Below are 26,546 nucleotides of genomic sequence, written 5' to 3' on the forward strand. Positions count from 1 at the left end.
ACTGCAGGGGGGACCCTGTGGGAGAGTAGGACGCCGCCGAACAAATATTGAGCCCCGGCTCCCGAGTTTAATCACTCGGGAGCCGGGGCTTTTTTGCGTACGATCGCGGTATGAGCAGTTACACGATACGCACGTCCCACCCCGACGAATGGCGCGCGCAGCGGGCTCTGCGGCTGGAGGCGCTCAAGGATCCCGCCGCGGCCCTCGCCTTCGTCAACACCCATGACACCGAGGCGGCGTTCGACGACGAGGTGTGGCGGCAGCGGGCGCAGACCCAGTCGTTCATCGCGGAGGACGAGGCCGGCGAGCGGGTCGCCAATGTGGCCGTACTCGTCGAGACGGGCGAGGAGTTCGACGTCCCGCAGACGCATCTGGTCGGCGTGTACGTGCGGCCGGAGTTCCGGGGCGGCGGGCTGGCCACGGAGTTGCTGGGCGCGGCGATCGCGTGGTCGTGGGAACTGCCCGAGGGGGTGCGGCGGGTGCGGTTGTGGGTGCATGAGGACAACCACCGCGCACAGGCCTTCTACAAGCGGCTCGGTTTCGTGCGGACGGGGAGGACGATGGCGTTCCCGCTGGATGAGTCGCAGACCGAGTACGAGATGGAGCTGAAGCGGCCGTAGGGCGTGGCGCTGGGCCGTGTCGTCACATGCCCTCCCCCGACCTTCGGCCGGGGGTGCCCCCACTCAGCGACGCCTGGCACGGCGCTCCCCCAGCTGACGCTGGGAGGTGCCCGCACGCTGCGTTGTCGAATCGTCCGAGTAGCCCCCTACGAGGACGATCCTCCGCCTTGCGATGCACCGCACCAGGGGGCCCCTCCCAGCGTCAGCCGGGGGAGCCGCCGAGCCCGCCCTTCGGGCGGCCGGCACTCATTTGACGACACGGCCTAGGGCAGGCGCACGGCGTCCGGGACCTCGTCGAGCAGGGCCGGGGGCTGGGTGCCGAGGACGAGGCGGGCGTCGGCGCGGTGCCAGAGCGGGCCGCGCCAGTGGTCGCGGGCCTGTTCGGGGGACCGCAGCACGGCCAGGGTGGGCAGGCCCGCGGCGGTGCCGGTGGCCAGCAGATCGGGGAGCTCCGGGATCGGCGCGAGGGCGGCGATGTCGTCCAGCACGAGGGTCATTGGTGGGTCGAGCCGACCGGAGGATGACCCTGCGGCCATGCGCCGGCCGTGCTCGACCACGCTGGAGACGAGTGCGGTGAGCAACGGCATCGCACCCGGGTGGGTTCGCGGGTCCTCGTTCGGCTCGCCCACCACATAGAGCGTGCCCAGATCCGTGAGGAATGACTCCAGTTCGAGGCCGTCGGTGCGTCCCGGATTGCAGGCGTCCCGGATGTGGACGGAGTTGAGGGACTCCAGGGCGCGGTGGACGAGGGCCTGGGCGGCGTCGCGGCGGTGGGTGTGGGCGTGGAGGACGGACTCGAGCTCACCGCTCCAGCCCGAGGCCGCCTTGGGATGCGTGCGCAGGATGCGGACGGCGTCCTGACCCGAGCTTCCGCCCGCCCAGCGGTGCACCTGGCGGAACGGCTGGCCGTCGACGGCGGCCGCGTGCAGCCAGCAGCGCAGGAGGGTCTCGGCGGCGTCGAACATCGCGGCGTCGGCCGCGGCGCGGGGCCGCACCGGGCACAGCAGGGCGCGGGCGCGCGTGACGGCGGTGGGGACGTCCGCGCAGCCCGAGTGCGGTGCCCAGCGGAGCCGGGCCGGGGTGTCGACCAAGTGGGCCGGGTCGTAGACGTGGACCGGGCCGAGCTTGGCGCGGTTGCCGACGGTCTGGTGGAAGGTGTCCGGATCGGCGGTGGTCACGAGGACCGGGCCGGCCGCGTTGAGTACGGCCGGCTGGACGAGGCGCTTGCCCTTGTCGCTGCGGAGGGCCGCGAACGCCGCGTAGGTGCGGGTGAGTTCGTGATCGGTGGTGACGGAAGGACCCGCCGGACCGGCCGTGGGCGCGGCGGCAGGGCCCACCGGTACGGGTTCGGGCTCGGGGTCGACCGCCGTTGGGGCCTCCACGGGCCGCTGCGGGGCCTGGCGGGGCCGGACCGGGGTCTCGGGCTCCACGGCCGCCTCCGCGGCCTTCAGGGCGGCCGTACGGCGCGCGGCGTGGCGCAGCCGGGTGCGGGCGATGACGCCCATCACGAAGACCGTGAGGACGAAGAGCACCATCAACTGCCCGATGAACACGCCCCAGAACAGCCCGGATCCGGGCAGCCCCTCCGGCGGGGCGGGTCGCCAGGCCCCGGCGATGTCGTGGGGTTCGGCGATGAGGTGGCGCATGGCCACGGGGGTGCGCGTGAAGTGGACCTCGGCGGGCCACGCCCCGTGGGAGACGAGACCGGCTATCCCGGTGCCCGTCCACACCAGGATGGTCATTCCGAGCAGGAAGCCCATGATGCCGAGGATCAGCCCGTCCGGGATCCCGCCCTCGCGCTCCTGCCCGTGGTGCTGCGCTCTCGCCATGGTGAGGTCCCCGTTCAGGCCACCGCGTCGTCGGCCAGTTGCTTGTCGAGGGAGACCCGCGGCTGGTCGTACCCGTCCGTTCCGTCGTCGTCCGAGGCCTCGGTCATGGCGCGGTCGGTGTAGACCAGCGGCCGCTCGCTCTCGGTGATGAGGTGCTTGACGACCTGCACGTTGCCGTTGACGTCCCAGACGGCGATGCCGGGGGTGAGGGTGGGGATGATCTCCACCGCCCACCGGGGCAGGCCGAGCACGCGGCCGGTGGCGCGCGCCTCGTCGGCCTTCTGGGCGTAGATGGTGCGTGTCGAGGCCATCTTGAGGATCGCCGCTGCCTCCTTCGCGGCAGCTCCGTCCACCACGTCGGAGAGGTGGTGGACGACGGCGACGAAGGACAGGCCGAGACGGCGGCCGAACTTCAGGAGTCGCTGGAAGAGCTGGGCGACGAACGGGCTGTTGATGATGTGCCAGGCCTCCTCGACCAGGAAGATCCGTTTCTTCCGGTCGGGGCGGATCCAGGTGTGCTCCAGCCAGACGCCGACGATCGCCATGAGGATCGGCATGGCGATGGAGTTGCGGTCGATGTGGGACAGGTCGAAGACGATCAGCGGGGCGTCGAGGTCGATGCCGGCGGTCGTCGGGCCGTCGAACATGCCGCGCAGGTCGCCGTCGACGAGCCGGTCCAGGACGAGGGCGACGTCCAGGCCCCAGGCGCGGACGTCCTCCAGGTCGACGTTCATCGACTCGGCGGAGTCGGCCATGGGGTGCCGCAGCCGGTCCACGATGTCGGTGAGGATCGGCTGGCGGTCGGTGACCGTCTCGTGGACGTAGGCGTGGGCCACCTTGAGCGCGAAGCCGGAGCGCTCGTCCAGGCCGCGGCCCATCGCGACCTCGATGATCGTGCGGAGCAGCGCGAGCTGGCCCGTGGTGGTGATCGCCGGGTCGAGCGGGTTGAGCTTGATGCCCCCGTCGAGGGCCGCCATCGGGTCGAGGCGGATGGGAGTTATGCCGAGGGCCTTGGCGATGAGGTTCCATTCGCCGACGCCGTCCTCGCCCTGGGCGTCCAGGACGACGACCTGGCGGTCGCGGAAGCGCAGCTGCCGCAGGACGTAGGTCTTCTCCAGGGCGGACTTGCCGTTGCCGGACTCGCCGAGGACCAGCCAGTGAGGGGCGGGGAGTTGCTGCCCGTACAGCTGGAACGGGTCGTAGATGTAGCCCTTGCCGGAGTAGACCTCGCGGCCGATGATCACGCCCGAGTCGCCCAGGCCGGGCGCCGCGGTCGGCATGTAGACGGCCTGGGCCTGACCGGTGGAGGTGCGGACGGGGAGCCGGGTGGTCTCCACCTTGCCGAAGAGGAAGCTGGTGAAGGCGTCGGTGAGCGCTGCGAGGGGGTCCAGCATGGGCATGGGTGGAGCGCCTCCTCGGCGTCAGCGGTCGTCGCGCCCGGGGCGCAGGCTCCGGCGTGGCATCGTTGTCCCTGTCGTCCTTCCCATTAGCGCCGTCCCTGGAGACGGAGCGTCAAGTGCGCACAGGCGCATGGTGCTACCTCCCGGCCCCTCAGCGGCGGATGCCGGTCGCGAACGGGAGCGTGTTGACGAATGCCCGGTGGTGCTCCCGGTCGCACCACTCCAGCTTGAGGTACGACTTGCCCGCCGAGGCGCGGATCGTGCGCTTGTCGCGGGCCAGGGCCTCCGGGGAGCGGGAGGAGACCGTGATGTAGCCGACCAGGTTCACTCCCGCCGCCCCGGAGGCGAGGTCCTCGCCGCGCTGGTCGATGCGGGAGTGGTGGGCGATGTCGCGGGGGTCGACGACGCGGTTCATCTTGGCGGCGCGGCTGGCCTCGGCGTCGTCGTTGGTCTTCTCGGTGAGCATGCGCTCGATGGCGACGTCGGTCGGCTCGAGGTCCATGCAGACCGCGACGGTGCGGATCACGTCCGGGGTGTGGACCAGCAGCGGTGCCATGAAGTTGACGCCGACGGGGGTCAGCGGCCACTCCTTGACCCAGGCCGTGGAGTGGCACCAGGGGGCGCGGGTCGCCGACTCGCGGGTCTTGGCCTGGAGGAAGGTGGGCTCCGTGGCGTCCAGTTCCGCGGGCCAGGCGTTGCGGCGGGTCATCGCCTGGATGTGGTCGATCGGGTGGTCCGGGTCGTACATGGAGTGGATGAGCGACGCCAGCCGCGCCTGGCCGAGCGGCTGCCGGACCCGGATGTCGGCCTCGGTGAGGCGGGCGCAGATGTCGGTGAGCTCGCGGGCCATGACGGCGGCGATGCCGGCGTCCTTGTCGAGGGTCTTGCGGCCGCCGCCCGCGGCGCGGGCGATGGTGCTGCCCTCGGCGGCGAGTTCGCGGCTGTAGTGCATGCACGCGACGAGGTAGGCGCGGTGCTGCTCGGACGAGGTCGACACCATCGACTGCAGCTGGTCGTAGGAGTCCTTGAGCCACTGCTCGGCGCGGTCGTCGCCGCGCTGGGCGACGTCCTTGGCGTGGGCGTCGGGGTCGGCGGGCAGGGTGCGGGCGAGCATCTGGAGCCGGGTGACGAAGCCGTCCCCATTGGCGACGTGCTTGAGCAGGGTGCCGAAGCGCTCGACGAGGGCCTCCTGGTCCTCGCTGTCGCGCAGGCCCACGCCGGGGCCCTCGATCTCGATGGCGGCGGTCACGGTGCGCCGGTCCACGTGCAGGAGCACGGCGATCTCGTCCGGGCCGAAGGGCGCCGACAGCCAGGTGATGCGGCCGATACCGGGCGGCGACCCGATCTCCACCTCGCGGCCGTCGAGCCGGGTGCCGGCCTCTGCGGCCGCGGAGCGGTACGCCGCCGAGGAGCGCAGCGTACGGCGGTAGCTGCGGTTGATCTCGAACCAGCGGTAGAAGGTGCGGCGCCGGTACGGCATGTAGACGGCGGCGAAGGCGAGCAGCGGCCAGCCTGTCAGGCCGAGGATGCGCAGCGGCAGTACGGGGATCAGCAGGCCGCACATCATGCCGAGGAACGCGCCGACGATGATCAGGGTGATCTCGCCGGTCTCGCGGTTCTTGCCGACGATGGCGTTGGGACGCGCCTTGCCGATCAGGTACGTGCGGCGTTGCTGCGGTGGGGCGTAGGGCTGGGACGTCACCGGCTTTCGCCTCCTGCTGTCTTGCTGGGCCCGCCGCCGTTGCCGCGGTCAGGGTTCGTGCGCGGCGCGGGGGCCGGTGCCGGGGCGGTGCCGTTGCGGCTGCTGTGGGCGGCGATGCCGCTGGGGACGGCGTTCGCGGGCTGTGCGCCGCCGCCCGTGGCCTGCTCCTGGGGGCCGCCGCGGGTGCTGTGCGCCTTGATGCCCTGCTTCACCAGCGCGGCCGGGGAGGAGATGACGGCGGCGGCCTGGGACTCGGCGCTCGCCTTGCGGTTGTTGCGGAGGCTGGCCACGTCGTCGCCGAAGCCGGGGACGAAGCGGTAGATCATCGCGCTGGCGAAGATGGCCAGCAGGATGATGGCCAGACCCGACACGACGGCGCCGAACGCGGTGGGCCCGTCGGAGCCGCTGAGCGCGCCCGCGAGGCCGAGCACGACGACGATCACGGGCTTGACCAGGATCACCGCGATCATGATCCCGGCCCAACGGCGCACGTGGTGCCACATGTTCTTGTCGACCAGGCCCGAGTACACGGCGGTGCCGAGCAGGGCGCCGACGTACAGCAGCGCGGCGCGGATGACGAGTTCGAGCCAGAGGACGCCGGCGGCGAGCACGGACACCAGGGAGACCACGATCAGCATGATCGGGCCGCCGCCGATGTCGGAGTCCTTGGTCAACGCGTCCTGGAACGAGCCGAAGAAGGTGTCCGTACTGGCGGACGTGCCGGAGGCGATGACCTCCGTGATGCCGTCGGTCGCCGACACGACGGTGTAGAGGATCAGCGGCGTGAAGGCGGAGGCGATCACGGTGAGCCAGAGGAAGCCGACGGCCTCGGTGAGGGCCTCCGTGAGCGGCACCCCGCGCACGGCGCGCTTGGCGACGGCCAGCAGCCACAGCAGGAGCGTGAGGAAGGTGGATGCGGCGAAGACGACGGCGTACTGGGTGAGGAACGCCTTGTTGGTGAAGTCCACGGCGGCGGTCTTGTTGACGGCGTCGGAGAGGCCGTCGATGACCCAGGCGGCGGCGTCGGCGCAGCCGCGCGCGAGCGAGTCCAGGGGGTCGAGCGAGTCCGCGACGGACGGGGTGCGGCCGGAGCCGTTGCCGCTTTCGCAGTAGTCGCGTGCGGGGCCGACGATGAGTTCGCACTCGTCCTTGCCGCCTGTTGGGGAGGGGGTCGGTGACGGTGCCGCGAAGGCCCGCGCCGACAGGAGCACCGCCGCCGTCTGCAGGGTGACCAGGGCGGCGCCGATCGTGGTGGCACGGCGCTGGCTACCGGGCATAAGTGAACCCCCCGTACTGCTTCACGGCGTTGGCGATCTCGTCGGCGGTCGATGCGGTGCGGTCACTGTTGACCGGTGCGGGGCCGTCCTTCTGGGAGAAGCTTTCGACCTTCCAGTCATTGTCCGCCCAGCGCAGCTTGAGCGTCATCGTGAACCAGTCGTTGACGACCGGGTTCGTGGAGCCCTCGCCCGCGGTGCCGAACACTCCCGTGCACCAGACCTCCACCGTCGCCGTGTCGCCGCGGAAGTCGGTGGTCGTGGTCCCCACGGGGACGGTCCGCGAGACGTAGACCATGTCCTCGGCCGCGTTGCCGTTCTCGTCGAGGCCGAGCTTCGCGAGGAAGTCCGTCGAGTAGGCGGCGTCGAGCTTGGCCTGTAGTTCGTTCACCGTGCTGTCGGTGAAGAGCCGCTGCACGATCTGGTGCCGCCGGTCCGGGTTGAGGATGTCGGCGGACACCAGCGCCACCGCGTAGTTGGCCCCCGCGGATTCCGCGCCCTGGTCGGTGCGGGCGTACCCCGTGGGGATGCCCGCGTTCTTGCCGTCCACCGGCTTCGTGCCGGTGGGGGATGTGGGCTGTGAGCGGGCGCCGTTGGAGGTGCCGCCCTGGCCGCCGCTGCCGGGGGAGCCGGAGGGGGAGCCGCCGCCGCGGTTGGCGAAGGCGATGGCGGCGATGAGGAGCACGACGACGCCGACGACCGTGACGAGGCTGCGGCTGGAGCGCTGCGGACGGCGGGCGGGGCCGCCCGTGCCGGGCGGGGGCTCGGGGAGACGGGTACGGGTCGGGGGGCCGTCCTGGCCGAGGCTCATCGGGGGCTCGCCCCCTCGGGGGTCATCGGGTGAGTGGGCATCAGCAGACAGCCTCGGGTGGGGTGCGGGGCCGGGACGGGCCCCTTGGGGACAGTGCGCGGGGGATGGTGCGGAGTCCGACGCGTGGTCGCTAGACCGCCATCCCGTAGACGATGGTGAAGAGCGTGCCGAGGGAGCCGATGATGAACACGCCGGTCAGGCCGGCGATGATCAGTCCCTTGCCCTGCTCCGCACTGAAGGTGTCGCGGAGCGCCGTCGCTCCGATGCGCTGTTTCGCCGCGCCCCAGATCGCGATGGCCAGGCAGAGCAGGATCGCCACTGCCATGACCACCTCGATCATGACGCGTGCTTCGTTCCCCAGGGAACCGAAAGGCCCCCAGTCCGGGGCGATACCACCGATGATGGTGTTGATGTCGCCCTTCTCGGCTGCCAGGAACATGAGAACTCACCACCACGCTAGATCAGTTGACGTCCTCGCCGGGGCGCAAGGAGCCAAGGTCTATCTTGGCGGAGGATGTCGCCGTCGTATGTCGACTCGGCGACTTTCTCAGCCGATTCCCCAATGTGATCCGGGCCGCAACCGTCAGACTGGACACACTGGCGTGCGATCCGGTGTTCGATGAGACTTTGTTGACTACTCTGTGTATCACGGTGGTGAGCGGAGGGCAACGATTGGCGGCGCTGCGGGTGGGGATGCTCCCCAGGGCCTGGCGCACCGTCACCTTCCGTGCCGGGCAGGGTGATGTGACGAAGGGGTGGGGCGGGTGACGGCGGCTTCGCGGACCGCGCGGAAGGCCTGGCTGGTGTCGGGGGTCGTGGGTGGCCTCTTCATGTCGTTCGTCATGCTGCTCGTCGTCGGCACGTACCTGGTGGCGGCGAAGCTGACGGGCGGGGGCGGGGCGGTGACGCTCGCCAGGGGGGCGGTGCCGGCGGCGTACCAGGACCTGGTGCAGAAGTGGGGGAACCTCTGCGACGCCATCGACCCGGCGCTGCTGGCGGCCCAGCTCTACCAGGAGAGCGGCTGGAACCCGAGGGCGCAGAGCGCCGCGCAGGCGCAGGGGATAGCGCAGTTCATCCCCGGCACGTGGGCGTCGCACGGTGTGGACGGCGACGGTGACGGCGACCGCGACGTGTGGGACCCGGCGGACGCCATTCCCTCGGCGGCCTCGTACGACTGCGAGCTGGCCCGCTATGTCAAGGACGTCCCGGGCGATCCGACGGAGAACATGCTCGCCGCCTACAACGCGGGCGCGTACCGGGTCATCCGGTCCGGCGGGGTGCCGAGGATCCGCGAGACCCAGAACTACGTCCGGATCATCACGACCCTGCAGAAGAGCTTCGCGGCACCCGTGGGCCCGGTCGGGCCGTCGCGGCAGGCGGCGGGCGCGATCTACTACGCCCAGCAGAAGCTGGGGACGAAGTACCTGTGGGGCGGGAACGGCACGCCGGAGCAGGGCGGCCGGTTCGACTGCTCGGGCCTGACGAAGGCGGCGTACCACTCGGTGGGGATCGAGCTGCCGCGCGTGGCCAACGACCAGTGGAACGCCGGACCGCACCCGAAGCGGGAGGAGCTGCTCCCGGGTGACCTGGTCTTCTTCGCGTACGACCTGACGGATCCGCGGTCCATCCACCACGTGGGGATCTATGTCGGCGGCGGATACATGATCAACGCCCCCTACACGGGCGCGGTGATCCGCTTCGACAAGATCGACACCCCGGACTACATCGGGGCGACGCGGGTGACGGCGGCGGGCGCCGCGGCGGTGTGACCGTCGCCCGCCCGCCGCGGCGTCGCTGTGGGTGGACATCCCGCCCCGGCATGCGGGAACGTGTCTCCCTTCGATAACACCTTGGTGATCATCCGGTGGAGACCGGAACGCGACGTACCGTGCCGCCCGTTGGACGGGGGAGAATCGACTCCCACACGGACGTGCACGGGGGTGCGGCGGAAGACAGTTAGGGGACACCGGTGGCAGAGCTCTCGCTTGACGGCTCGAACCCCGACGTCAGCCTGCTCCGCGACATCAACGGGCTCGCCAAGGACGCCCCGCGCTGGCTGGACCGCGCGGTGGAGGCCGTCGGCGAGTACGGGCTGGTCCTGCTCATGGTCCTGATCGCCGGCTGGTGCTGGTGGCGCGTGGCGCGCCGCAGCGGTGCCGAGGCGCCGACGGCCGTGGCGGGCGTGATCTGGTCCGGGCTGGCGGCGGCGGTCGCGCTGGTGCTCAACATCCCGCTGCGGAACTTCGTGGACCGGCCGCGGCCCTTCCTGGAACACAAGGGCATCGACGTCCTGGTGGAGGGGAAGACCGACTTCTCCTTCGTCAGCGACCACGCCACCTTGACGATGGCCGTCGCGATGGGCCTGTTCATGGTCAGCCGCACCTGGGGCCTGGCCGCCGTCGCCGTCGCTCTCGCCGAGGGCTTCTGCCGCGTCTACATGGGCGTGCACTACCCGACCGACGTGCTGGGCGGTTTCGCCCTTGGCACGGCCGTCGCGCTGCTGCTCGCCCCGGCCGCGCTGGCCCTGCTCACCCCGCTGACGAAGGCCGTGGCCGACTCCCGCCTGGGCGTGCTCGTGCAGGCGGCGCCCCGGGCGGAGGCCCGCCGGGGTGAGCCGTACCCGGAGCCGTCGGCGGTCGACAGGGACCTGGCCGCCTGACGGCCGCCGCCGGCGTACCTCGTCCTGGAGTCCTAGAGGGCCTGCTGGAAGGCGAACAGCCGCGTGGGGTCGTAGCGGTCCTTCAGGCGGGTCAGCTTGTCGGCGGCCGAGCCGTAGTAGGCGGTGCGCCAGTCGGTCAGTGTGGCGTCGGTGTAGTTCTGGTAGGCGGCGCCGGAGGCGTGGCGGCGCATGGCCGTGTGGAGCCCGGCGAGCCAGTTCGTGGTACCGGGTGCCTCTATGTACTGGGCCAGGAAGCGCGAGCGCCGGTGCACGAAGGCGGTGGCCGTGGGCGAGACGCGGTTGACGGCGCCGCCGAGCGCGGTGAGCGAGACGCTGCCGGAGCCGGAACGGAGCCCCTCCACCTGTGACAGGAGGGTCTGGATGCCGGCCGCGGAGAGCGATCGGTCGTAGAAGTCGGAGCGTGCCGCGTAGGTCTCCCGGCCGAGCCGGCCGGAGGGGCTGCGGCCCGGGGTGTTGCCGGGCAGGTGGCACTGGGCGGTGCTCAGGTTCGAGCAGCCGGCGTAGGCGAGGGCCGCGTCGAGGTACGAGCGCGGGTGCAGGGAGACGGTGGTCGCGGAGGCCCCGATGCGGTCGGCGAGCCGGTCGACGGCGTTCGCGAGCCCGTCGCGCGAGGTGATGCCAACGGTGGCGATGCTGATCTGCGGGGACCCGGTGCCCGACTTGTCCAGGTGCAGTGCGGACCATATCTCGTCGGGCTGGGTGGGCCCCCACTCCTGCCAGGCGCGCAGGACGGCGGCGGCCTTGCTCCAGGGCCAGCTCAGGTAACCGGTGACGACCTGCGGGGAGGCCTGGGTGTCGAACGTCAGCCGGGTCACCACACCGAACTGGCCGCCGCCCGCGCCGCGCAGCGCCCAGAACAGCTCCGGGTTCTCGCCGGCGCTGCAGCGCAGCACGCGGCCGCCCGCCGTGACGATCTCGGCGCCGGTGAGGCTGTCGCAGGTCAGCCCGTACGCGCGGCTGAGCACTCCGTGACCGCCGCCGAGGGTGAGGCCGGATATGCCGACCGTCGGGCACGAGCCGGCCGGCAGGGTGCGCCCGCTCGCGCCGAGCCGGGTGTAGACGTCGATGAGCTTCGCCCCGGCCCCGATGGTCGCCGTGCCGCCGGACAGGGCCACGGAGGCCATGGAGGAGACGTCGAGGACGAGCCGGCCTTTGCCGCCCGAGTAGCCGGCGTAGGAGTGCCCGCCGTTGCGGACCGAGACGGGCACGCCGGTGCGGCGGGCGAAGTCCAGGCACTCGCGGATGTCCTCGGTGCCGGAGACGTACGCCACGGCGGCGGGGCGCTGTCCGTCGAAGCGGGTGTTGTACAGCAGACGGGCGGTGGCGTAGTCCGCGTCGTCGGGCAGGACGAGGCGGCCGCCCAGGCTGCGGCCGAGGGCCTTCCAGTCGGGGCGCACGGTCGGCGAGGCGCTGGGTGAGGGCGTTCCGGCGGGCGTCGTGGCGGCGCCGGGAGTGCCGGGCGCCGGGCTGCCCGCGTGCGCGGGGCGGCCGCTCTCCGGGGTGCAGGCCGCGGTCAGCCAGCCCGCCGCGGCGATGCCTGCGCCGCCGCGGATCAAAGTTCGTCGGTTCAAGGTGGGGCCTCCCGCTCCGCTTCCCCGTGTGGTCGTCCGTGAGGACGGTGGGGAACAGGTGACCGGTTGCGGCCGGGGAGTGTGACGTGCGCCGGGCCGGCGTCAGCCCCGCTCGTGCTCGGACGCGTCGCGGCGGGCGCGGTCGCGGGCGCGGCGGGCCGGGCCCCGCCAGCCGCAGACGCAGGTCGCGTGCGAGAAGGCGCCCTTGTCGGAGGTGGTGGCCCGGTGGGCGGGCGGGGCCGGATCGCTGGGAGGCACGGAACAAAGCTACCGGCCGTGACGCGGTGCCCTGCACCTCGTTATGCCCCACGACGTCCGAGGCGCGGCATGGTGCGGGGGGTTGGCGGAGATGGGGCAGCTCGGCCGGGCGACTGCGGCAGTCGTGGGTCTCGGGGTGTGCGTACTGGCGGTGGCGGGGTGTTCGGCGAGCGGCGGGGCCGCCGAGGTGGACAACCTCCCGGTCGGCGCCGGGGAGACCCTGCGGCGGGCGGTGGACTCGCTGGTCGCCGAGGGCAGCTCGAAGGTGGCCACGTCGATGGAGATGGCCAGCGGCGGCACGAAGATCGCCATCAGGGGCAGCGGAACCTTCGACTACGCCGAGCGGCGCGGCAGGCTGCGGGTCGTCCTGCCGCCGGACGCGGCCGGGGACGCGGAGCACGAGCCGGTCACGGAGCTGCTGACGCCCGGTGCCCTCTACATGAAGAACCGCGGCGAGGGCGTGCCCGCCGACAAGTGGGTGCGGGTCGACACCACCCGACTGCCGGACGGCAACCTCGTCACGGGCGGCGCGACCGATCCCCTGGTCGCCGCGGAGCTGCTGCGGGCGGCGCGGGAGGTGCGGCAGGCCGGGACGGAGACCCTGGAGGGGGTGCGGGTGCGCCACTACCAGGGGGTCACGGACATCGCGGACGCCGCGCGGGTCGCCTCCCCGCTGGTACGGGCGGAGCTCGCGGCCGCGGCGGAGGGCTTCACCGTGACCCGGGTGCCGTTCGACGCCTGGCTCGACGAGGAGGGCCGGCTGCGCAAGGTGCGGCAGCGCTTCACCTTCAGCAACGGGGGCGGCGCCGGCGTACGGAGCGCGCCGGCGCAGGTCACGGTGGTCTCGACGACCGGCATGTATGGTTTCGGGGCGCCGGTGCGGGTCACCCTGCCCCGCGCGACCGACATCTACACGGGGAAGATCGTTTCTGCGACCGGCCCCTGAGGGCTTGCCGAAATGGTCCGTCCGTGTCATGCACGGACCGTGCACCGGTCCCTACGCTGGGCGGGGAGGAGGTGGTGCACGTGGCGGTGTGGCTCCTGGACCAGGACGACCAGGTCCACGTGGCCCTCGCGGAGATCGAGCTGTGCTGCGAGCTGATGATCGCGGCGTCGGCGACGACCGAGGAACGGCTGAGTTCCGAGCGCATCGACGAGGTGCTGAACGTGAGCCCCCGCGTGCCCGCGCAGGGGACCCGGCGGTCGGCAGGGGCCGGTCGCTAGCTCCGCAGCAGCCGGGCTATGGCGGCGGTGGCCTCGGCCACCTTGTCGTCGGCCTCGGGTCCGCCCTTCGCCGCGGCGTCCGCGACGCAGTGCCGCAGGTGCTCCTCCAGCAACTGCAGAGCGAAGGACTGCAGGGCCTTCGTGCCGGCCGACACCTGGGTGAGGACGTCGATGCAGTACACGTCCTGCTCGACCATGCGCTGCAGACCGCGGATCTGCCCCTCGATGCGGCGCAGCCGCTTGAGGTGCTGGTCCTTCTGTTTGGCGTAGCCGTGCTGGTGCGCCCCGTGCCCGTGGGTGTCCCCCGCGGTGGCGGCGTGCCCGGCGTCGTCCGTGGGCGACTGCGTCTGCCCCTCGGCGCCGCCGGTCTCGGTGACCGTCATGAATGTCCCTCCTGCCCCCCATACCCCGGCAGGGTATATCGTACCGAATTCGCCCCAATGTGCGAGGGTGCGCGGAGAACCCCTGCTGGGGCGCACCCGCGGCGATGAGCGACACTGTAGGACGCCGGTTAGTTGTGGCCGGATGATGCGCCTAGCATCAATGCGACCGAAACCGATGTATTCCGAGGACTTCACGTGCGCTTTCGTCTGACCCCCAGGGAGACGAGCTTCTACGACATGTTCGCCGCATCCGCGGACAACATCGTCACAGGGTCGAAGCTCCTCATGGAACTGCTCGGGGCCGATTCGGCCACCCGCTCGGAGATCGCCGAAAGGATGCGTGCCGCGGAGCACGCGGGGGACGATGCCACGCACGCGATCTTCCACCAGCTGAACTCCTCCTTCATCACGCCCTTCGACCGTGAGGACATCTACTCCCTGGCGTCGTCCCTCGACGACATCATGGACTTCATGGAGGAGGCCGTCGACCTGGTCGTGCTGTACCAGGTCGAGGAACTGCCCCGCGGGGTCGAACAGCAGATCGAGGTGCTGGCGCGGGCGGCCGAGCTGACCGCCGAGGCCATGCCGCACCTGCGGACCATGGACAACCTCACCGAGTACTGGATCGAGGTCAACCGGCTGGAGAACCAGGCGGACCAGATCCACCGCAAGCTGCTGGCCCACCTCTTCAACGGCAAGTACGACGCCATCGAGGTGCTCAAGCTGAAGCAGATCGTGGACGTCCTGGAGGAGGCGGCGGACGCCTTCGAGCACGTGGCCAACACCGTGGAGACCATCGCGGTCAAGGAGTCCTGACCCCGGTGGAGACCTTCTCTCTGGTCGTGACCATCGGCGTCGCGCTCTTCTTCACGTACACCAACGGCTTCCACGACTCCGCGAACGCCATCGCCACCTCCGTGTCCACCCGGGCGCTGACCCCGCGGGCGGCGCTGGCGATGGCCGCGGTGATGAACCTCGCCGGCGCCTTCCTCGGCACCGGGATCGCCCACACCGTCAGCGAGGGCCTGATCGAGACGCCGCACGGGCAGACCGGCATGGCGATCCTCTTCGCCGGGCTGGTCGGGGCGATCGTCTGGAACCTCATCACCTGGTACTACGGCCTGCCCTCCTCCAGCAGCCACGCGCTGTTCGGCGGGCTGGTCGGGGCGGCGCTGGCCGGCGGCACCGGGGTCATCTGGTCCGGGGTGGTCGAAAAGATCATCCTGCCGATGTTCCTGTCGCCGGTCGTCGGCCTGGTCGTTGGCTACCTGGTGATGCTGGCCATCCTGTGGATCTTCCGCAGGGCCAACCCGCACAAGGCCAAGCGCGGCTTCCGTATCGCGCAGACCGTCTCGGCGGCCGGTATGGCGCTCGGTCACGGCCTGCAGGACGCGCAGAAGACGATGGGCGTCGTGGTGCTGGCGCTGACCATCGCCGACGTGCAGGGGGAGGGCGACGGCATCCCGCTGTGGGTGAAGTTCGCCTGCGCCGCGATGCTCTCGCTCGGCACGTACGCGGGCGGCTGGCGCATCATGCGCACCCTCGGCCGCAAGATCATCGAGCTGGACCCGCCCCAGGGCTTCGCCGCGGAGACCACGGCGGCGTCGATCCTCTACACGACCGCCTACATCTTCAAGGCGCCGATCTCCACGACCCACATCATCACCTCGGCGATCATGGGTGTGGGCGCCACGAAGCGGGTCAACGCGGTCCGCTGGGGCGTCGCCAAGAACATCGTGATCGGCTGGTTCATCACGATGCCGGCCGCGGCGCTGGTGGCGGCGCTGGTCTACGCCGTGGTGCACGTGGCCTTCGGCTGAGCCGCCCACGGCCCGGCGGCACAGGCACGAGGAGGAGGCGGCGGCCGGGCACCGGCCGCCGCCTCCGGCCTTTCCCCGGCCGGGACGCAAATGGGCCCGCCCCCCGGAACGGGGGACGGGCCTTCGCCTTGCGGTGGCACCGCCATGCAGCACCGCAGGACGGCTGGGGGGCGGCTGCGGGACCTGTCAGCCGAAGCGGCCGGAGATGTAGTCCTCGGTCGCCTGGACGGACGGGTTGGAGAAGATCCGCTCCGTGTCGTCGATCTCGATGAGCTTGCCGGGCTGGCCGACCGCCGAGAGGTTGAAGAAGGCGGTGCGGTCGGAGACGCGCGCGGCCTGCTGCATGTTGTGGGTCACGATGACGATGGTGAAGCGCTCCTTGAGCTCACCGATCAGGTCCTCGATGGCGAGGGTGGAGATCGGGTCGAGCGCGGAGCAGGGCTCGTCCATCAGCAGGACCTGGGGCTCGACCGCGATGGCGCGGGCGATGCACAGACGCTGCTGCTGACCGCCGGACAGGCCCGAGCCGGGCTTGTTGAGGCGGTCCTTGACCTCGTTCCAGAGGTTGGCGCCGCGCAGCGACTTCTCGACGATCGTGTCGAGGTCGCTCTTCTTCTTGACGCCGTTGAGCTTCAGGCCGGCCGCGACGTTGTCGTAGACCGACATCGTCGGGAACGGGTTGGGGCGCTGGAAGACCATGCCGACCGTGCGGCGCACGGAGACCGGGTCCACGCCGGGGCCGTAGAGGTTCTCGTCGTCCAGGAGCACCTTGCCCTCGACGCGGCCGCCGGGGGTGACCTCGTGCATGCGGTTGAGGGTGCGCAGGAAGGTGGACTTGCCGCAGCCGGACGGGCCGATGAAGGCCGTCACCGTGCGCGGCTCGATGTTCATCGAGATGTCGTCGATCGCCCTGAAGCCGCCGTAGTACGCGGAGAGTCCGCTGACGTCGATTCGCTTGGCCATGGTGGTGATGCTCGCAATCCTTGGGTCGCTGATGTTGGCCGCGTCAGCGACCGGTCTTCGGGGCCTTCCAGCGCGCGATGCCGCGCGCCATCAGGTTGAGGATCATGACGAAGGCGATCAGCACGAGTGCCGCCGCCCACGCCCGGTCATAGCTCGCGTCGTTGCCGTTCTGGTACTGCTGGTAGATGTAGAACGGCAGCGAGGCCTGAGGGCCGTTGAACGGGTCGTTGTTGATCAGGTTGTTGCCGAAGACCAACAGCGCGATGGGGGCGCTCTCGCCGGCGATGCGGGCGACCGCGAGCATGACGCCCGTGGTGATGCCGCCGATCGCGGTCGGGATGACCACCTTCACGATGGTGCGCCACTTGGGGATGCCGAGCGCCAGCGAGGCCTCGCGCAGCTCGTTCGGGACGAGCTTGAGCATCTCCTCGGTGGAGCGGACGACGACCGGCATCATCAGGATGGCCAGGGCCATGGCGCCGGCGAAGCCCGAGGGGCCGAAGCCCAGCAGCAGGTTCCAGGTCGACAGGATGAACAGACCGGCGACGATCGACGGGATGCCCGTCATGACGTCGACGAAGAAGGTCACCGCCAGGGCGAGCCGGCCCTTGCCGTACTCGACCAGGTAGACGGCGGTCAGCATGCCGATCGGGGCCGCGATGGCGGTGGCGATGCCGACCTGCTCCAGGGTGCCGATGATGGCGTGGTAGACACCGCCGCCCTCGCCGATGGTCAGCACGCCGTTCATGGAGTGCGACAGGAAGGCCCCGTCGAGGATCTTGACGCCCTTGCTGACCGTGGTCTGGATCAGCGAGTAGAGGGGGAGCGCGGCGAGGACGAAGGAGGCCCAGACGACGCTGGTGGCGACCCGGTCCTTGGCCTGGCGGCGGCCCTCGACCGCCGTGGCGATCGCGTAGGTGCCGAGCACGAACAGCAGGACGGCGATCAGGCCCCACTGGAGCTTGCTGTCCAGGCCGGCACCGAGCCCGATGCCGACGGCGAGCGCTATCGCGCCGGCCGCCATGCCCGCGGGAGCCCACTTCGGGAGCCGGCGCTGGGCCAGGGCCCGCTGCGGCACCACGGGCGCGGAGCGCTTGTCTGCGACTGCGTGGCTCATGCGTTGGCCCCCGAGTATTCCTTGCGCTTGGCGATGATCGCGCGGGCGGCGCCGTTGACGAGCAGGGTGATGACGAAGAGCACCAGACCGGAGGCGATCAGCGCGTCACGGCCGAACTCGTTGGCCTCGCCGAACTTGGCGACGATGTTCTGGGAGAAGGTCCCGCCGACCGGATCCAGGACGTGCACCGACAGGATGGGCGCGGCGGACAGCACCGTGGCGACGGCCATCGTCTCGCCGAGCGCGCGGCCGAGGCCGAGCATCGAGGCGCTGATGATGCCGGACCGGGCGAAGGGGAGCACCGACATGCGGATGGTCTCCCAGCGGGTCGCGCCGAGGGCCAGGGCGGCCTCCTCGTGCATGCGCGGCACCTGCCGGAAGACCTCACGGCTGACGTTGGTGATGATCGGGAGGATCATGATCGCCAGCAGGACGCCGACGGTGAAGATCGAGCGGGCCGCGCCCTGCGGGTCCTCCTTCTCGAAGACGACGGTCCAGCCGAGGTACTCGTCCAGCCACATGTTCAGGCCGGTCAGGTGCGGGACCAGGAAGAGCGCGCCCCACAGGCCGTAGATGATGCTGGGCACGGCGGCGAGCAGGTCGACGATGTACGAGAGCGGGGAGGCCACGCGGCGCGGCGCGTAGTGCGAGATGAACAGCGCGATGCCGACCGCGATCGGGACCGCGATGACCATCGCGATGATCGAGCTGACGATCGTGCCGTAGGCCAGCACCGCGATGCCGAAGACCGGCGGGTTGGCGTTGGCGTTCCACTCGAAGGTGGTCAGGAAGTTTCCGTGGTCCTTGGAGATCGCGTTGATCGCGCGGATCGTCAGGAAGACCGCGATCGAGGCCATGACGACCAGCAGCAGGATGCCGGAACCACGGGAGAGGCCCGAGAAGATCTTGTCGCCGGGGCGGGTGACGCTCCCCCCGGCGCGCTTCGACTCCGTTGGCGGAGTGGGGTTCTGTGCAGTTATAGCCATCGGTTTTTTCTCCGGTCTGGGTGGGGGATCGCTCCCCCGGCGGCGGTGCACCGGAAGTGCGACCGGCCCCGCGACGCGCGTGTCGCGGGGCCGGCCGACTGGGTCAGGACAGGGCGTCCACGGTGGAGCGGACCTTCGTGGCGATCTCGGCCGGGAGCGGCGCGTAGCCGGCCTCGGACAGGATCGACTGGCCCTCCTCGGAGGCGGTGTAGCCCAGGAAGGACTTGACCAGCGGCAGGGTCTCGGCCTTGTTGCCCTTGTCGCAGGCGATCTCGTAGGTCACCAGGACGATCGGGTAGGCGTTGTCGGCCTTGGTGGTGTACGCGGCGGACATGTCCAGGGACAGGTCGGCACCGGTGCCCACGACCTTGGCCTGCGCGATGCCGGCGGAGGCGTTGTCGGCGGTGGCCTCGACCGGGGCGGAGGCGCCGGTGTCGATCTTCACCGTCTTGATGCTGTTGGCGGTCGCGTAGGAGAGCTCGAAGTAACCGATCGAGCCGTTGACCTGCTTGACCTGGGCCGCGACACCGGCGGACTTGGCGGCGGACTGGCCGCCCTTGCCCGCCCACGCCTTGGCGTGCTCGTACGGCCACGCGTCCTTGGCCGCACCGTTGAAGTACTTGGTGAGGTTGTCCGTGGTGCCGGACTCGTCCTGGCGGTGGAACGTCTGGATCTTGGAGCTGGGGAGCTTGGCGTCCGGGTTCAGCTTCTTGATGGCCGCGTCGTCCCAGTTGGTGATCTTCGAGTCGAAGATCTTGGCCAGGGTGGGGGCGTCCAGAACCAGGTTGTCCACGCCGGAGACGTTGTAACCGATGGCGATCGGGCCGCCGACCATCGGGATGCTGATGCCGGTGCCGGTGGCGCAGATCTTCTTGGAGGCCTCGACCTCTTCGGGCTTCAGCGGCGAGTCGGAGCCGGCGAAGCCGTCCGTGCCGTTGTTGAAGTCGATGATGCCCTCGCCCGAGGACGACGCCTTGTAGTTGATCTGGGCGCCGGAGCAGGCCTGCTGGTAGTTCTTGACCCAGGCGTCCATGGCGTTCTGCTGCGCCGAGGAGCCGGAGGCCAGGAGCTGGCCGCCCTTGTCCGCGCACTTGATGCTGCTGGACGAGGTGGGGGCCTTGCTGCTGTCGCCGCCCGCGTTCGTGTTGTCGTCCGAACCGCACGCGGTGAGCATGAGGGCACCGGAAACCGCGACCGCGCCGACGGCCAGCGCGCGGAGCCCGCTCTTACGCTGAAGCTGAAGCTTCACCTTTGGTGATTCCTTCCTGAAGCCCGCCGGTGGACGGCGAAGCAGAGGTATGGATTTCTGCATCCACCCGGCGGCTGCTCGCTCACCGGTAAGGCCGAAATTAGGCAGATCAGGTGAAGTGGTCGACGGCCGAGGGTGAACGCAAGGTGAACCTCGCATATCAGTGCGGTGCCGTAGCCCACACCGAGTGGCGTACGTCTCAGCGTGCCAGCGTCAGGGGCGCGTTCCGCGGAGGAACGCGTCGAGTACGGCACGGTCCCGCTCATGGGTGAGCCGGTTGCGCGCGGCGGTCGGCGGCAGCCAGATCAAGCGGTCGACCTCGCGGTTCGGGGCGAAGGAGCCCTCGCGCGCCTCGGCGGCCCAGTAGCGCACGATCTTCGTACGCCCCTCGACGACGTACGTGGAGGAGGGCAGCACCCGGCCGGGCACGCAGTCGAGGCCGGTCTCCTCCTTGACCTCGCGGAGCGCGCCGTCCAGCGCGCTCTCCCCGCGTTTCAACTTGCCCTTGGGGAGCGACCAGTCGTCGTACTTGGGGCGGTGGATCACCGCGATCTCGAGGCCGCCGTCGACCGGGGAGCGGCGCCACAGCACCGCTCCGGCGGCGAGGATCGGGTTGTCGGCGGTGCCGGTGGAGGCGATGGCGGGGCTCCTTTCCGGGCTGCGGGTCGCGGGTCGGGCCGCCCGCGCGTACGGGCCGGACGGGTCAGCGCGTCCAGAGGTGGGCGAAGGCGTACCGGGCCGCCTCGGCCTCCAGGCGCTGGTCGGCGTGGAGCACGCCCAGAGCGTAGGCGGTGGCGGGGGCGATCCGCGGGGTGCGGGCGGCGGCGGTGACCGCGGCCGCGGCCTCCGCGGCCTCCCGGTGCTGCTCCAGCACCCGCGCCGCGGCGGCCAGCCGGGCGGCGGACTCCCCGTCGTCGTACGCGAGGACCTCCTGGGTGTAGCGGCGCAGCCGCAGCAGGACGCGGACCCGGTTCCACGCGGCGTCCTGGCGCTCGGCGGGCAGTTCGCCCGTGAGCGCGGCATGGAGCGTCTCGCCGTTGTACGGGTGCCGTGCGCGCGTCAGCGGCAGCGCGGCCGCGGCCTCGGTGAGCCGGGCGTGGGCCTGCTCCGCGAGCAGCGGCAGCACGGTGGCTGCGGGCTTGCGCGCGGCCGGGGACAGCGGCACCTCGGAGGCGAGCACCGCCACCGCGTCGACCACCGCGTGGAAGCGCGAGGAGCCCATGGCCTGCAGGGCGGCGGAGTGCGCCCGGGTCCGGGCGAGGGTGAGCTGACGCTCCAGCAGGGCCCCGGCCCGGGCGGCGCCCACGGCGAGCGGACCGCCGCCCGCGCCGCCGCGTTCGCCGGCCTGCGGCGGGGCGGGGGAGCGACGGCTCCCCGCGGCGTGGGCCGCCGCGGCCACCGGTTCCGGGAGCGAGGCGGGGGGTACGGCCGGGTCCGGCGCGGCGGGCACCGGCAGCCACAGGCCGAGGTCGTCGTCGGCGTGGAGGGGGGCGGCGGGGATGCCGGCGGTGTCCTCGGCGGAGGCCAGCCGCTGCAGTGCGCCGATCAGGCGGCCGAGCCGGGCGGCGTAGCGGTGCTCGCGGCCCAGGGTGTCGGTGAGCCAGCCGAGCTCGCCCCGCAGGGGGTCGGCCCAGCCGGGGTCGGTGAGCGACCCGAAGGTGTGCAGGGTGCCGGCGATGCGGCGGGCCGAGCGGCGCATCTGGCGGCCGGTCTCCGCCGTGTCGTCCTGGGGCCGGCCGGGCTCGCCCTCGCGTGGTGCCAGTGCACGGAGAAAGGCCGTGGCCTCCTCCCGCAGGTACTGTCCGAGGACCGCACCGGCCTCACGGTCGGGCAGCCCGCCGGTCGTCGGACCGGCGGGCGTCGCTGCCGTGTCAGGGTGTCGCTGGGCCACGCCGGCGCCTCCGCGCATCGATGAGCATCTCCTGGATGTGGGGCAGCGGACGCCCTTCGGCGTCGGTGCTGTGCCGGATCCAGTCCCCGTCCGGGCCGAGCCACCAGGACGAGGTGGAGTCCGAGGTCCCGGTCTCCAGGAACCGGTTCAGAGAGGCCCGGTGCGCCGGATCGGCGACCCGGACCAGTGCCTCGATCCGGCGGTCGAGGTTGCGGTGCATCATGTCGGCGCTGCCGAACCACACCTCGGGGTCGCCTCCGTTGCCGAAGACGAAGACCCGGGAGTGCTCCAGGAAGCGGCCGAGCACGCTGCGCACCCGGATGTTCTCCGACAGGCCCGGCACGCCCGGGCGCAGCGCGCAGATGCCGCGCACCCAGACGTCGACGGGCACGCCGGCCATGGAGGCCCGGTACAGCGCGTCGATGACCGCCTCGTCGACCATCGAATTGGCCTTGATCCGGATGTATGCGGGCCGGCCCTCGCGGTGGTGGGCGATCTCCGCGAGGATCCGCTGGACCAGCCCGTCGCGCAGGCTGCGCGGGGCCACCAGCAGCCGGTTGTAGGTCTCGCGGCGCGAGTAGCCGGAGAGCCGGTTGAACAGGTGGGACAGGTCGGCGCCGACCTGCGGGTCGGCGGTCAGCAGCCCGAGGTCCTCGTAGAGCCGGGCGGTCTTCGGGTGGTAGTTGCCGGTGCCGACGTGGCTGTAGCGGCGCAGGGTGTCGCCCTCCTGGCGGACCACCAGCGACAGCTTGCAGTGCGTCTTCAGTCCGACCAGGCCGTAGACGACGTGGCAGCCCGCCTCCTCGAGCTTGCGGGCCCACTTGATGTTGGCCTGCTCGTCGAAGCGCGCCTTGATCTCGACCAGCACCAGCACCTGCTTGCCGGCCTCGGCGGCGTCGATCAGCGCGTCCACGATCGGCGAGTCGCCGGAGGTGCGGTACAGGGTCTGCTTGATGGCCAGGACGTCCGGGTCCTGCGCGGCCTGCTCCAGGAACCGCTGCACGGAGGTGGAGAAGGAGTTGTACGGGTGGTGCAGCAGCACGTCGCGCTCGCGCAGCGCCGCGAAGACGTCGGTGGCGTGCGCGGACTCGACCTCGGCCAGGTCCGGGTGGGTGCCGCCGACGAACTTCGGGTACTTCAGCTCCGGACGGTCCTGCCCGGCGATCGCGAACAGCCCGGTCAGGTCGAGCGGCCCGGGGAGCGGGTAGACCTCGGCGTCCTCTATGTTCAGTTCCTGGGCCAGGGTGTCCAGGGCCTGCGGGGCGATCGACTCCTCGACCTCCAGGCGGACCGGGGGGCCGAAGCGGCGCCGCAGCAGCTCCTTCTCCAGGGCCTGGAGCAGGTTCTCCGTGTCGTCCTCCTCGACCTCCAGGTCCTCGTTCCTGGTCACCCGGAACATGTGGCTGTCCAGCACCTCCATGCCGGGGAAGAGCTCCTCCAGGTGTGCGGCGATGACGTCCTCCAGCGGGACGAAGCGCTGCGGGCCGGCCTCGAGGAACCGGGACAGGATCGGCGGGACCTTCACCCGGGCGAAGTGCTCGTGCCCGGAGACCGGGTTGCGCACGGTGACGGCCAGGTTCAGGGACAGCCCGGAGATGTACGGGAACGGGTGCGCCGGGTCGACGGCCAGCGGGGTCAGGACCGGGAAGATCTTGTTCCGGAAGAGGGTGAAGAGCCGGGCCTGCTCCTTCTCGGTGAGGTCGTTCCACCGGATGATGTGGATGTCCTCCTCGGCGAGCGCCGGGGCCACGTCGTTCTGGAAGCAGGCGGCGTGCCGGGCCATGAGCTCGCGGGCGCGGCTGAGGATGTTCTCCAGCACCTTGGTGGGCGGCAGGCCGGAGGCCGAGCGCTGGGCGACGCCGGTGGTGATGCGGCGCTTCAGCCCGGCGACGCGGACCATGAAGAACTCGTCCAGGTTGCTGGCGAAGATCGCGAGGAAGTTGGCCCGTTCGAGGAGCGGGGTGGCCGTGTCCTCGGCGAGTTCCAGCACGCGCTCGTTGAACGCCAGCCAGCTCTGCTCGCGGTCGAGGAAGCGGTTCAGCGGGAGCTCTTCCTCGTCCCCGGCCTCGCCCTCGGCGGCGTCGGCCGGAAGTGCCTCGCCCGTCTGCTCCGCGGGGCGCGGCACCGTCGAGAGCCCGTCCAGGCGCTTGAGTTCGGGGTGCAGGGGCGGGACGACGTGCGGGCGGCCGTAGGCCGGTGACTGCTCGGCCTCGGCCTCGGTCCCGGACTCGGCCGGATCACCGGAGCCGGACCGTTCGGTCCGGGCGTTCGTCGGGAAATTCATCGAGGCCATGGGTGCGAGCCCTCCTCCGGATCCGGCACGTCGATCACGTGGACGGCGGCGTGCGGAACCCGGCCGCCGACCATGCCTCCATTGTCCCCGGCGCGCCGGGATACCGGCAGGTCGAACGGGGGGCGGTGGGGCGTGGTGGGCGACTGCATTCACAGATGCTCGCAAGCGAGTTTGAATCGCCGGTAACGGGCAGGTGGCGGTCAGGAAATCGCCGTACGTACCGGCCGTGTCCGGGCGGTCCCCCCGATGCCCCCTCCGGGGGCCGTACCGCCCGTCCGCGTGGGGCTCAGGTCTCCGTTCGGTACATCAGGTCGACCTCGTGCGTGGTGAAGCCGAGACGCTCGTAGACGGCGAGGGCGGGGGCGTTGTCCGCGTCGACGTAGAGCATCGCGGTGGGCAGGCCGCGGTCGTGCCCGAGGTGCCGCAGGCCGATCAGGGTGAGGGCCCGGCCCAGGCCGCCGCCCTGCTCGTCGGGGTGGATGCCCAGTACGTAGACCTCGCCGAGGCGCTCGCGCTCGTGCACCTTCGTCCAGTGGAAGCCCGCCAGCCGGTCGCCGCGGAAGGCGAGGAAGAAGCCCGCCGGGTCGAACCACGGCTCGGCCTTGCGGTCGTCCAGGTCGCGCTGGGTGAGGCTGCCCTGCTCGGGGTGGTGCGCGAAGGCGGCGGCGTTGACCGCCAGCCAGGCGGCGTCGTCCTGACCGGGGACGAAGGCGCGCACGGTGACGTCGGCGGGGAGCACGGGCTCGCCCAGCGGCGGGGCGCCGGCCCCCTCCTCCAGCGGGCGGCGCAGCTGCCGCAGCTCGCGGAAGAGGGCGAGGCCGAGCAGCCCGGCCAGGTGGCGGGCGGCGGGGTGGCCGCCGTGCGCCCACACCCGCAGCCGCTTGCCGGAGGCGGCGAGCAGGGCGTGGCCGAGGGCGCGGCCGTGGCCCTGCGCGCGGTGCGCGGGGTGGATGACCATCTCGGCGGCGGGGGCCTCGACCGGGTCGGTGTCCTCCAGTTGGGCGTACCCGACGAGCACGCCGTCGCTCTCGACCAGCAGGTGCCGTACGCCGTCACGGGCGCCGCCGCGCAGGTTCAGCCGGCCCTGCTCGGAGACCGCGGCCTGGCCGTCGACCTCCGCGGCCGCCCCGATCAGGGCGAGGACCGCGTCGGCCCGGCCGGGGTCCAGCTCGTCGAGGGTCTCGATCCGGCGGGGGCCCACGGCGGTCTGCTGCGCTGCTGCGTCGGTCATGGGACCGAGCTTACGACCGCCGGGGTGCGGGAGGTGTCCATCGGCACCAGTGCCGCCGCACCGCAGGCCACGAACGCCGCGGCGGCGAGGGCGGGCCAGTAGCCGGTGGCCGAGATGAGGGCGGCGCTCAGGGGCGGGACGACCGCGGCGGTCAGGTTCTGGCCGGTGTTGTGGACGCCGAGGGCGCGTCCGGACCAGGACGGGCCGGCGCGCTCGGCCGTGGCGGTGAACGACAGGCCGTTGGTACTGGCGGTGACCCCGACGGACAGGACGAGGGCGGCCGCGGTCAGGGGGGAGGGGAAGGCCGCGGTCGTGGCCGCCGCGGCGACCACCACGGCGGTGGCGACGGCCAGTTGGCGCATCGGCCGCAGCCGGCTGCCGACCCGGTCCGACCAGAGCCCCGCGGCGATCCGGAAGCAGGCCCCCAGCACCTGCGCGAGGGCGATCAGCCGGCCGGCGCCGACCGCGGACCAGCCCCGGGTGTCCACCAGCAGCACCAGGGCGAAGGCGCCCGCCGTGAACTGCGGTACGACCAGCAGCGCGCCCGCGCCGTGGATCCGCCACAAGGTGGCCGAACCCCGGTAGGGGTTGGCCGCCGGGGCCGCCCCGGGAGCGGCCTGCGGGCGTGCCGGGTCGGCGGCGAACAGCGCGACCAGACAGGCGACGACCCCGCACACCGCGGCCAGGAAGCCGAAGGCGCCGCGCACCCCGTACGCGGCCGCGAGCGGGGGCATGGTCAGCGCGGCCACGCCCATGCCGAGCGGGGTGGCGGTCTGCCGGATGCCCATGGCCAGCCCCCGCTCACCGGCGGAGAACCAGCCCATGACGAGGCGTCCGCTCGCGGAGTACACCGAGGCACCCGCGGCCCCGGCAAGGGCGAGCAGCGCGCCCAGCGCCGTCGTCCCGCCCCCCGCGCCCACCGGGCTGGCCGCGACGGCGAGCAGCGCGGCGGCGCCGCCCAGCCCGGCGGCGATGACGACGCGTTCGCCGTACCGGTCCGCGGCCGCGCCCCAGGCGACGAGGGCGGCGACCAGCCCGGCGGTGGGGCAGGCGATGAGGAGGCCGATCTGCGGCAGGGTCAGGTGCGCCGTGTCCCGCAACGCGGCGGCCAGATAGGGGACTCCGTAGACGAAGGCGCAGGCGGCGGTCTGTGCCCCGGTGCCCAGGGCGAGCATCAGCCAGCGGCGGCGCATGGCGTGCACCTCCTCGGTGGGTGGTGGATCCAACTATGCCGCCCGTTTGAA

General features: G+C 71.7%; 25 protein-coding genes. 7 read left to right on the top strand and 18 right to left on the bottom strand.

Going from position 1 to position 26,546, the window contains the following annotated elements:
- Nucleotides 1-110 precede the first annotated feature (110 nt).
- On the top strand, nt 111-620 hold the full coding sequence (locus PV342_RS29045; protein WP_500319262.1) for a GNAT family N-acetyltransferase: 510 nt from the start codon (nt 111-113) through the stop codon (nt 618-620).
- Nucleotides 621-883: 263 nt separating this feature from the next.
- On the opposite strand, the gene PV342_RS29050 is transcribed toward PV342_RS29045, so the two are convergent.
- From PV342_RS29050 to PV342_RS29075, 6 genes are all read right to left on the bottom strand, one after another.
- Nucleotides 884-2,449 (bottom strand): type IV secretory system conjugative DNA transfer family protein, encoded by a 1,566-nt coding sequence (locus tag PV342_RS29050; protein ID WP_500319263.1) that lies wholly within the window; start codon nt 2,447-2,449, stop codon nt 884-886.
- Nucleotides 2,450-2,463: 14 nt separating this feature from the next.
- A complete protein-coding gene (locus PV342_RS29055) occupies nt 2,464-3,843 on the bottom strand; it encodes an ATP-binding protein (RefSeq protein ID WP_386995593.1) in 1,380 nt (459 codons plus the stop codon).
- Between the two features lie 157 nt (nt 3,844-4,000).
- The gene (locus PV342_RS29060; RefSeq protein WP_400805924.1) at nt 4,001-5,551 is read right to left on the bottom strand and encodes an SCO6880 family protein; all 1,551 of its coding nucleotides are present in this window, start codon (nt 5,549-5,551) and stop codon (nt 4,001-4,003) included.
- Nucleotides 5,548-6,828: a hypothetical protein gene (locus tag PV342_RS29065; RefSeq protein ID WP_400805922.1), complete on the bottom strand. Its 1,281-nt coding sequence runs from the start codon at nt 6,826-6,828 to the stop codon at nt 5,548-5,550. Before PV342_RS29065 ends, PV342_RS29060 begins: the two co-directional genes overlap by 4 nt.
- A complete protein-coding gene (locus tag PV342_RS29070) occupies nt 6,818-7,636 on the bottom strand; it encodes a DUF8175 domain-containg protein (protein ID WP_400805919.1) in 819 nt (272 codons plus the stop codon). Before PV342_RS29070 ends, PV342_RS29065 begins: the two co-directional genes overlap by 11 nt.
- 130 nt (nt 7,637-7,766) lie before the next feature.
- Nucleotides 7,767-8,075 carry a DUF8827 family protein gene (locus tag PV342_RS29075; RefSeq protein WP_018559685.1) on the bottom strand — a complete coding sequence of 103 codons (309 nt, stop codon included), beginning with the start codon at nt 8,073-8,075 and terminating at the stop codon, nt 7,767-7,769.
- A gap of 391 nt (nt 8,076-8,466) precedes the next feature.
- Here PV342_RS29075 and PV342_RS29080 point away from each other — a divergent pair, with 391 nt between their 5' ends.
- Nucleotides 8,467-9,405: a C40 family peptidase gene (locus PV342_RS29080; RefSeq protein ID WP_051102081.1), complete on the top strand. Its 939-nt coding sequence runs from the start codon at nt 8,467-8,469 to the stop codon at nt 9,403-9,405.
- A gap of 200 nt (nt 9,406-9,605) precedes the next feature.
- Complete coding sequence (locus PV342_RS29085; RefSeq protein WP_400805916.1) at nt 9,606-10,295, top strand: phosphatase PAP2 family protein; 690 nt, start codon at nt 9,606-9,608, stop codon at nt 10,293-10,295.
- 32 nt (nt 10,296-10,327) lie between these two features.
- On the opposite strand, the gene PV342_RS29090 is transcribed toward PV342_RS29085, so the two are convergent.
- Nucleotides 10,328-11,887: an FAD-binding oxidoreductase gene (locus tag PV342_RS29090; RefSeq protein WP_396348447.1), complete on the bottom strand. Its 1,560-nt coding sequence runs from the start codon at nt 11,885-11,887 to the stop codon at nt 10,328-10,330.
- A 102-nt stretch (nt 11,888-11,989) separates the two neighbouring features.
- Nucleotides 11,990-12,145 (bottom strand): hypothetical protein, encoded by a 156-nt coding sequence (locus PV342_RS29095; RefSeq protein WP_018559680.1) that lies wholly within the window; start codon nt 12,143-12,145, stop codon nt 11,990-11,992.
- A gap of 91 nt (nt 12,146-12,236) precedes the next feature.
- Here PV342_RS29095 and PV342_RS29100 point away from each other — a divergent pair, with 91 nt between their 5' ends.
- Together PV342_RS29100 and PV342_RS29105 are read left to right on the top strand one after the other, a co-directional pair.
- Complete coding sequence (locus PV342_RS29100; protein WP_400805936.1) at nt 12,237-13,091, top strand: SCO4651 family lipoprotein; 855 nt, start codon at nt 12,237-12,239, stop codon at nt 13,089-13,091.
- A 71-nt stretch (nt 13,092-13,162) separates the two neighbouring features.
- The gene (locus PV342_RS29105; protein ID WP_018559678.1) at nt 13,163-13,369 is read left to right on the top strand and encodes a hypothetical protein; all 207 of its coding nucleotides are present in this window, start codon (nt 13,163-13,165) and stop codon (nt 13,367-13,369) included.
- On the opposite strand, the gene PV342_RS29110 is transcribed toward PV342_RS29105, so the two are convergent.
- Complete coding sequence (locus PV342_RS29110) at nt 13,366-13,752, bottom strand: metal-sensitive transcriptional regulator (protein WP_500319267.1); 387 nt, start codon at nt 13,750-13,752, stop codon at nt 13,366-13,368. The genes PV342_RS29105 and PV342_RS29110 overlap by 4 nt on opposite strands.
- A 195-nt stretch (nt 13,753-13,947) precedes the next feature.
- On the opposite strand from PV342_RS29110, the gene PV342_RS29115 reads away from it, so the two are divergent.
- Together PV342_RS29115 and PV342_RS29120 are read left to right on the top strand one after the other, a co-directional pair.
- Nucleotides 13,948-14,568 carry a DUF47 domain-containing protein gene (locus PV342_RS29115; RefSeq protein WP_026251102.1) on the top strand — a complete coding sequence of 207 codons (621 nt, stop codon included), beginning with the start codon at nt 13,948-13,950 and terminating at the stop codon, nt 14,566-14,568.
- A 5-nt stretch (nt 14,569-14,573) separates the two neighbouring features.
- Nucleotides 14,574-15,572 (top strand): inorganic phosphate transporter, encoded by a 999-nt coding sequence (locus tag PV342_RS29120; protein WP_018559675.1) that lies wholly within the window; start codon nt 14,574-14,576, stop codon nt 15,570-15,572.
- Between the two features lie 186 nt (nt 15,573-15,758).
- On the opposite strand, the gene pstB is transcribed toward PV342_RS29120, so the two are convergent.
- The 9 genes from pstB to PV342_RS29165 all read right to left on the bottom strand — a co-directional run bounded on the left by pstB (nt 15,759) and on the right by PV342_RS29165 (nt 26,528).
- Nucleotides 15,759-16,535 (bottom strand): phosphate ABC transporter ATP-binding protein PstB, encoded by a 777-nt coding sequence (gene pstB / locus PV342_RS29125; protein ID WP_089229416.1) that lies wholly within the window; start codon nt 16,533-16,535, stop codon nt 15,759-15,761.
- Nucleotides 16,536-16,578: 43 nt separating this feature from the next.
- Nucleotides 16,579-17,652, bottom strand: coding sequence for a phosphate ABC transporter permease PstA (gene pstA, locus PV342_RS29130; protein ID WP_360999622.1), 1,074 nt, complete (start codon nt 17,650-17,652; stop codon nt 16,579-16,581).
- Entirely contained in the window at nt 17,649-18,638 is a 990-nt protein-coding gene (pstC, locus tag PV342_RS29135) for a phosphate ABC transporter permease subunit PstC (RefSeq protein ID WP_018559672.1), read from the bottom strand. Before pstC ends, pstA begins: the two co-directional genes overlap by 4 nt.
- 103 nt (nt 18,639-18,741) lie before the next feature.
- Complete coding sequence (gene pstS / locus PV342_RS29140; protein WP_386995580.1) at nt 18,742-19,887, bottom strand: phosphate ABC transporter substrate-binding protein PstS; 1,146 nt, start codon at nt 19,885-19,887, stop codon at nt 18,742-18,744.
- A 213-nt stretch (nt 19,888-20,100) separates the two neighbouring features.
- Nucleotides 20,101-20,478, bottom strand: a complete 378-nt coding sequence (locus tag PV342_RS29145) for an NUDIX hydrolase (RefSeq protein ID WP_329186511.1) — start codon at nt 20,476-20,478, stop codon at nt 20,101-20,103.
- A 112-nt stretch (nt 20,479-20,590) separates the two neighbouring features.
- Entirely contained in the window at nt 20,591-21,796 is a 1,206-nt protein-coding gene (locus tag PV342_RS29150) for a CHAD domain-containing protein (protein ID WP_500319271.1), read from the bottom strand.
- Nucleotides 21,759-24,071, bottom strand: coding sequence for an RNA degradosome polyphosphate kinase (locus PV342_RS29155; RefSeq protein ID WP_386995578.1), 2,313 nt, complete (start codon nt 24,069-24,071; stop codon nt 21,759-21,761). Before PV342_RS29155 ends, PV342_RS29150 begins: the two co-directional genes overlap by 38 nt.
- A 286-nt stretch (nt 24,072-24,357) precedes the next feature.
- Complete coding sequence (mshD, locus tag PV342_RS29160) at nt 24,358-25,302, bottom strand: mycothiol synthase (RefSeq protein ID WP_386995577.1); 945 nt, start codon at nt 25,300-25,302, stop codon at nt 24,358-24,360.
- Nucleotides 25,299-26,528, bottom strand: coding sequence for an MFS transporter (locus PV342_RS29165; protein ID WP_500319273.1), 1,230 nt, complete (start codon nt 26,526-26,528; stop codon nt 25,299-25,301). The genes mshD and PV342_RS29165 overlap by 4 nt, the downstream gene beginning before the upstream one ends.
- Between the last annotated feature and the right edge of the window lie 18 nt (nt 26,529-26,546).

It is taken from the genome of Streptomyces sp. PA03-3a (genome assembly GCF_033792735.1).
Classification (GTDB): domain Bacteria; phylum Actinomycetota; class Actinomycetes; order Streptomycetales; family Streptomycetaceae; genus Actinacidiphila.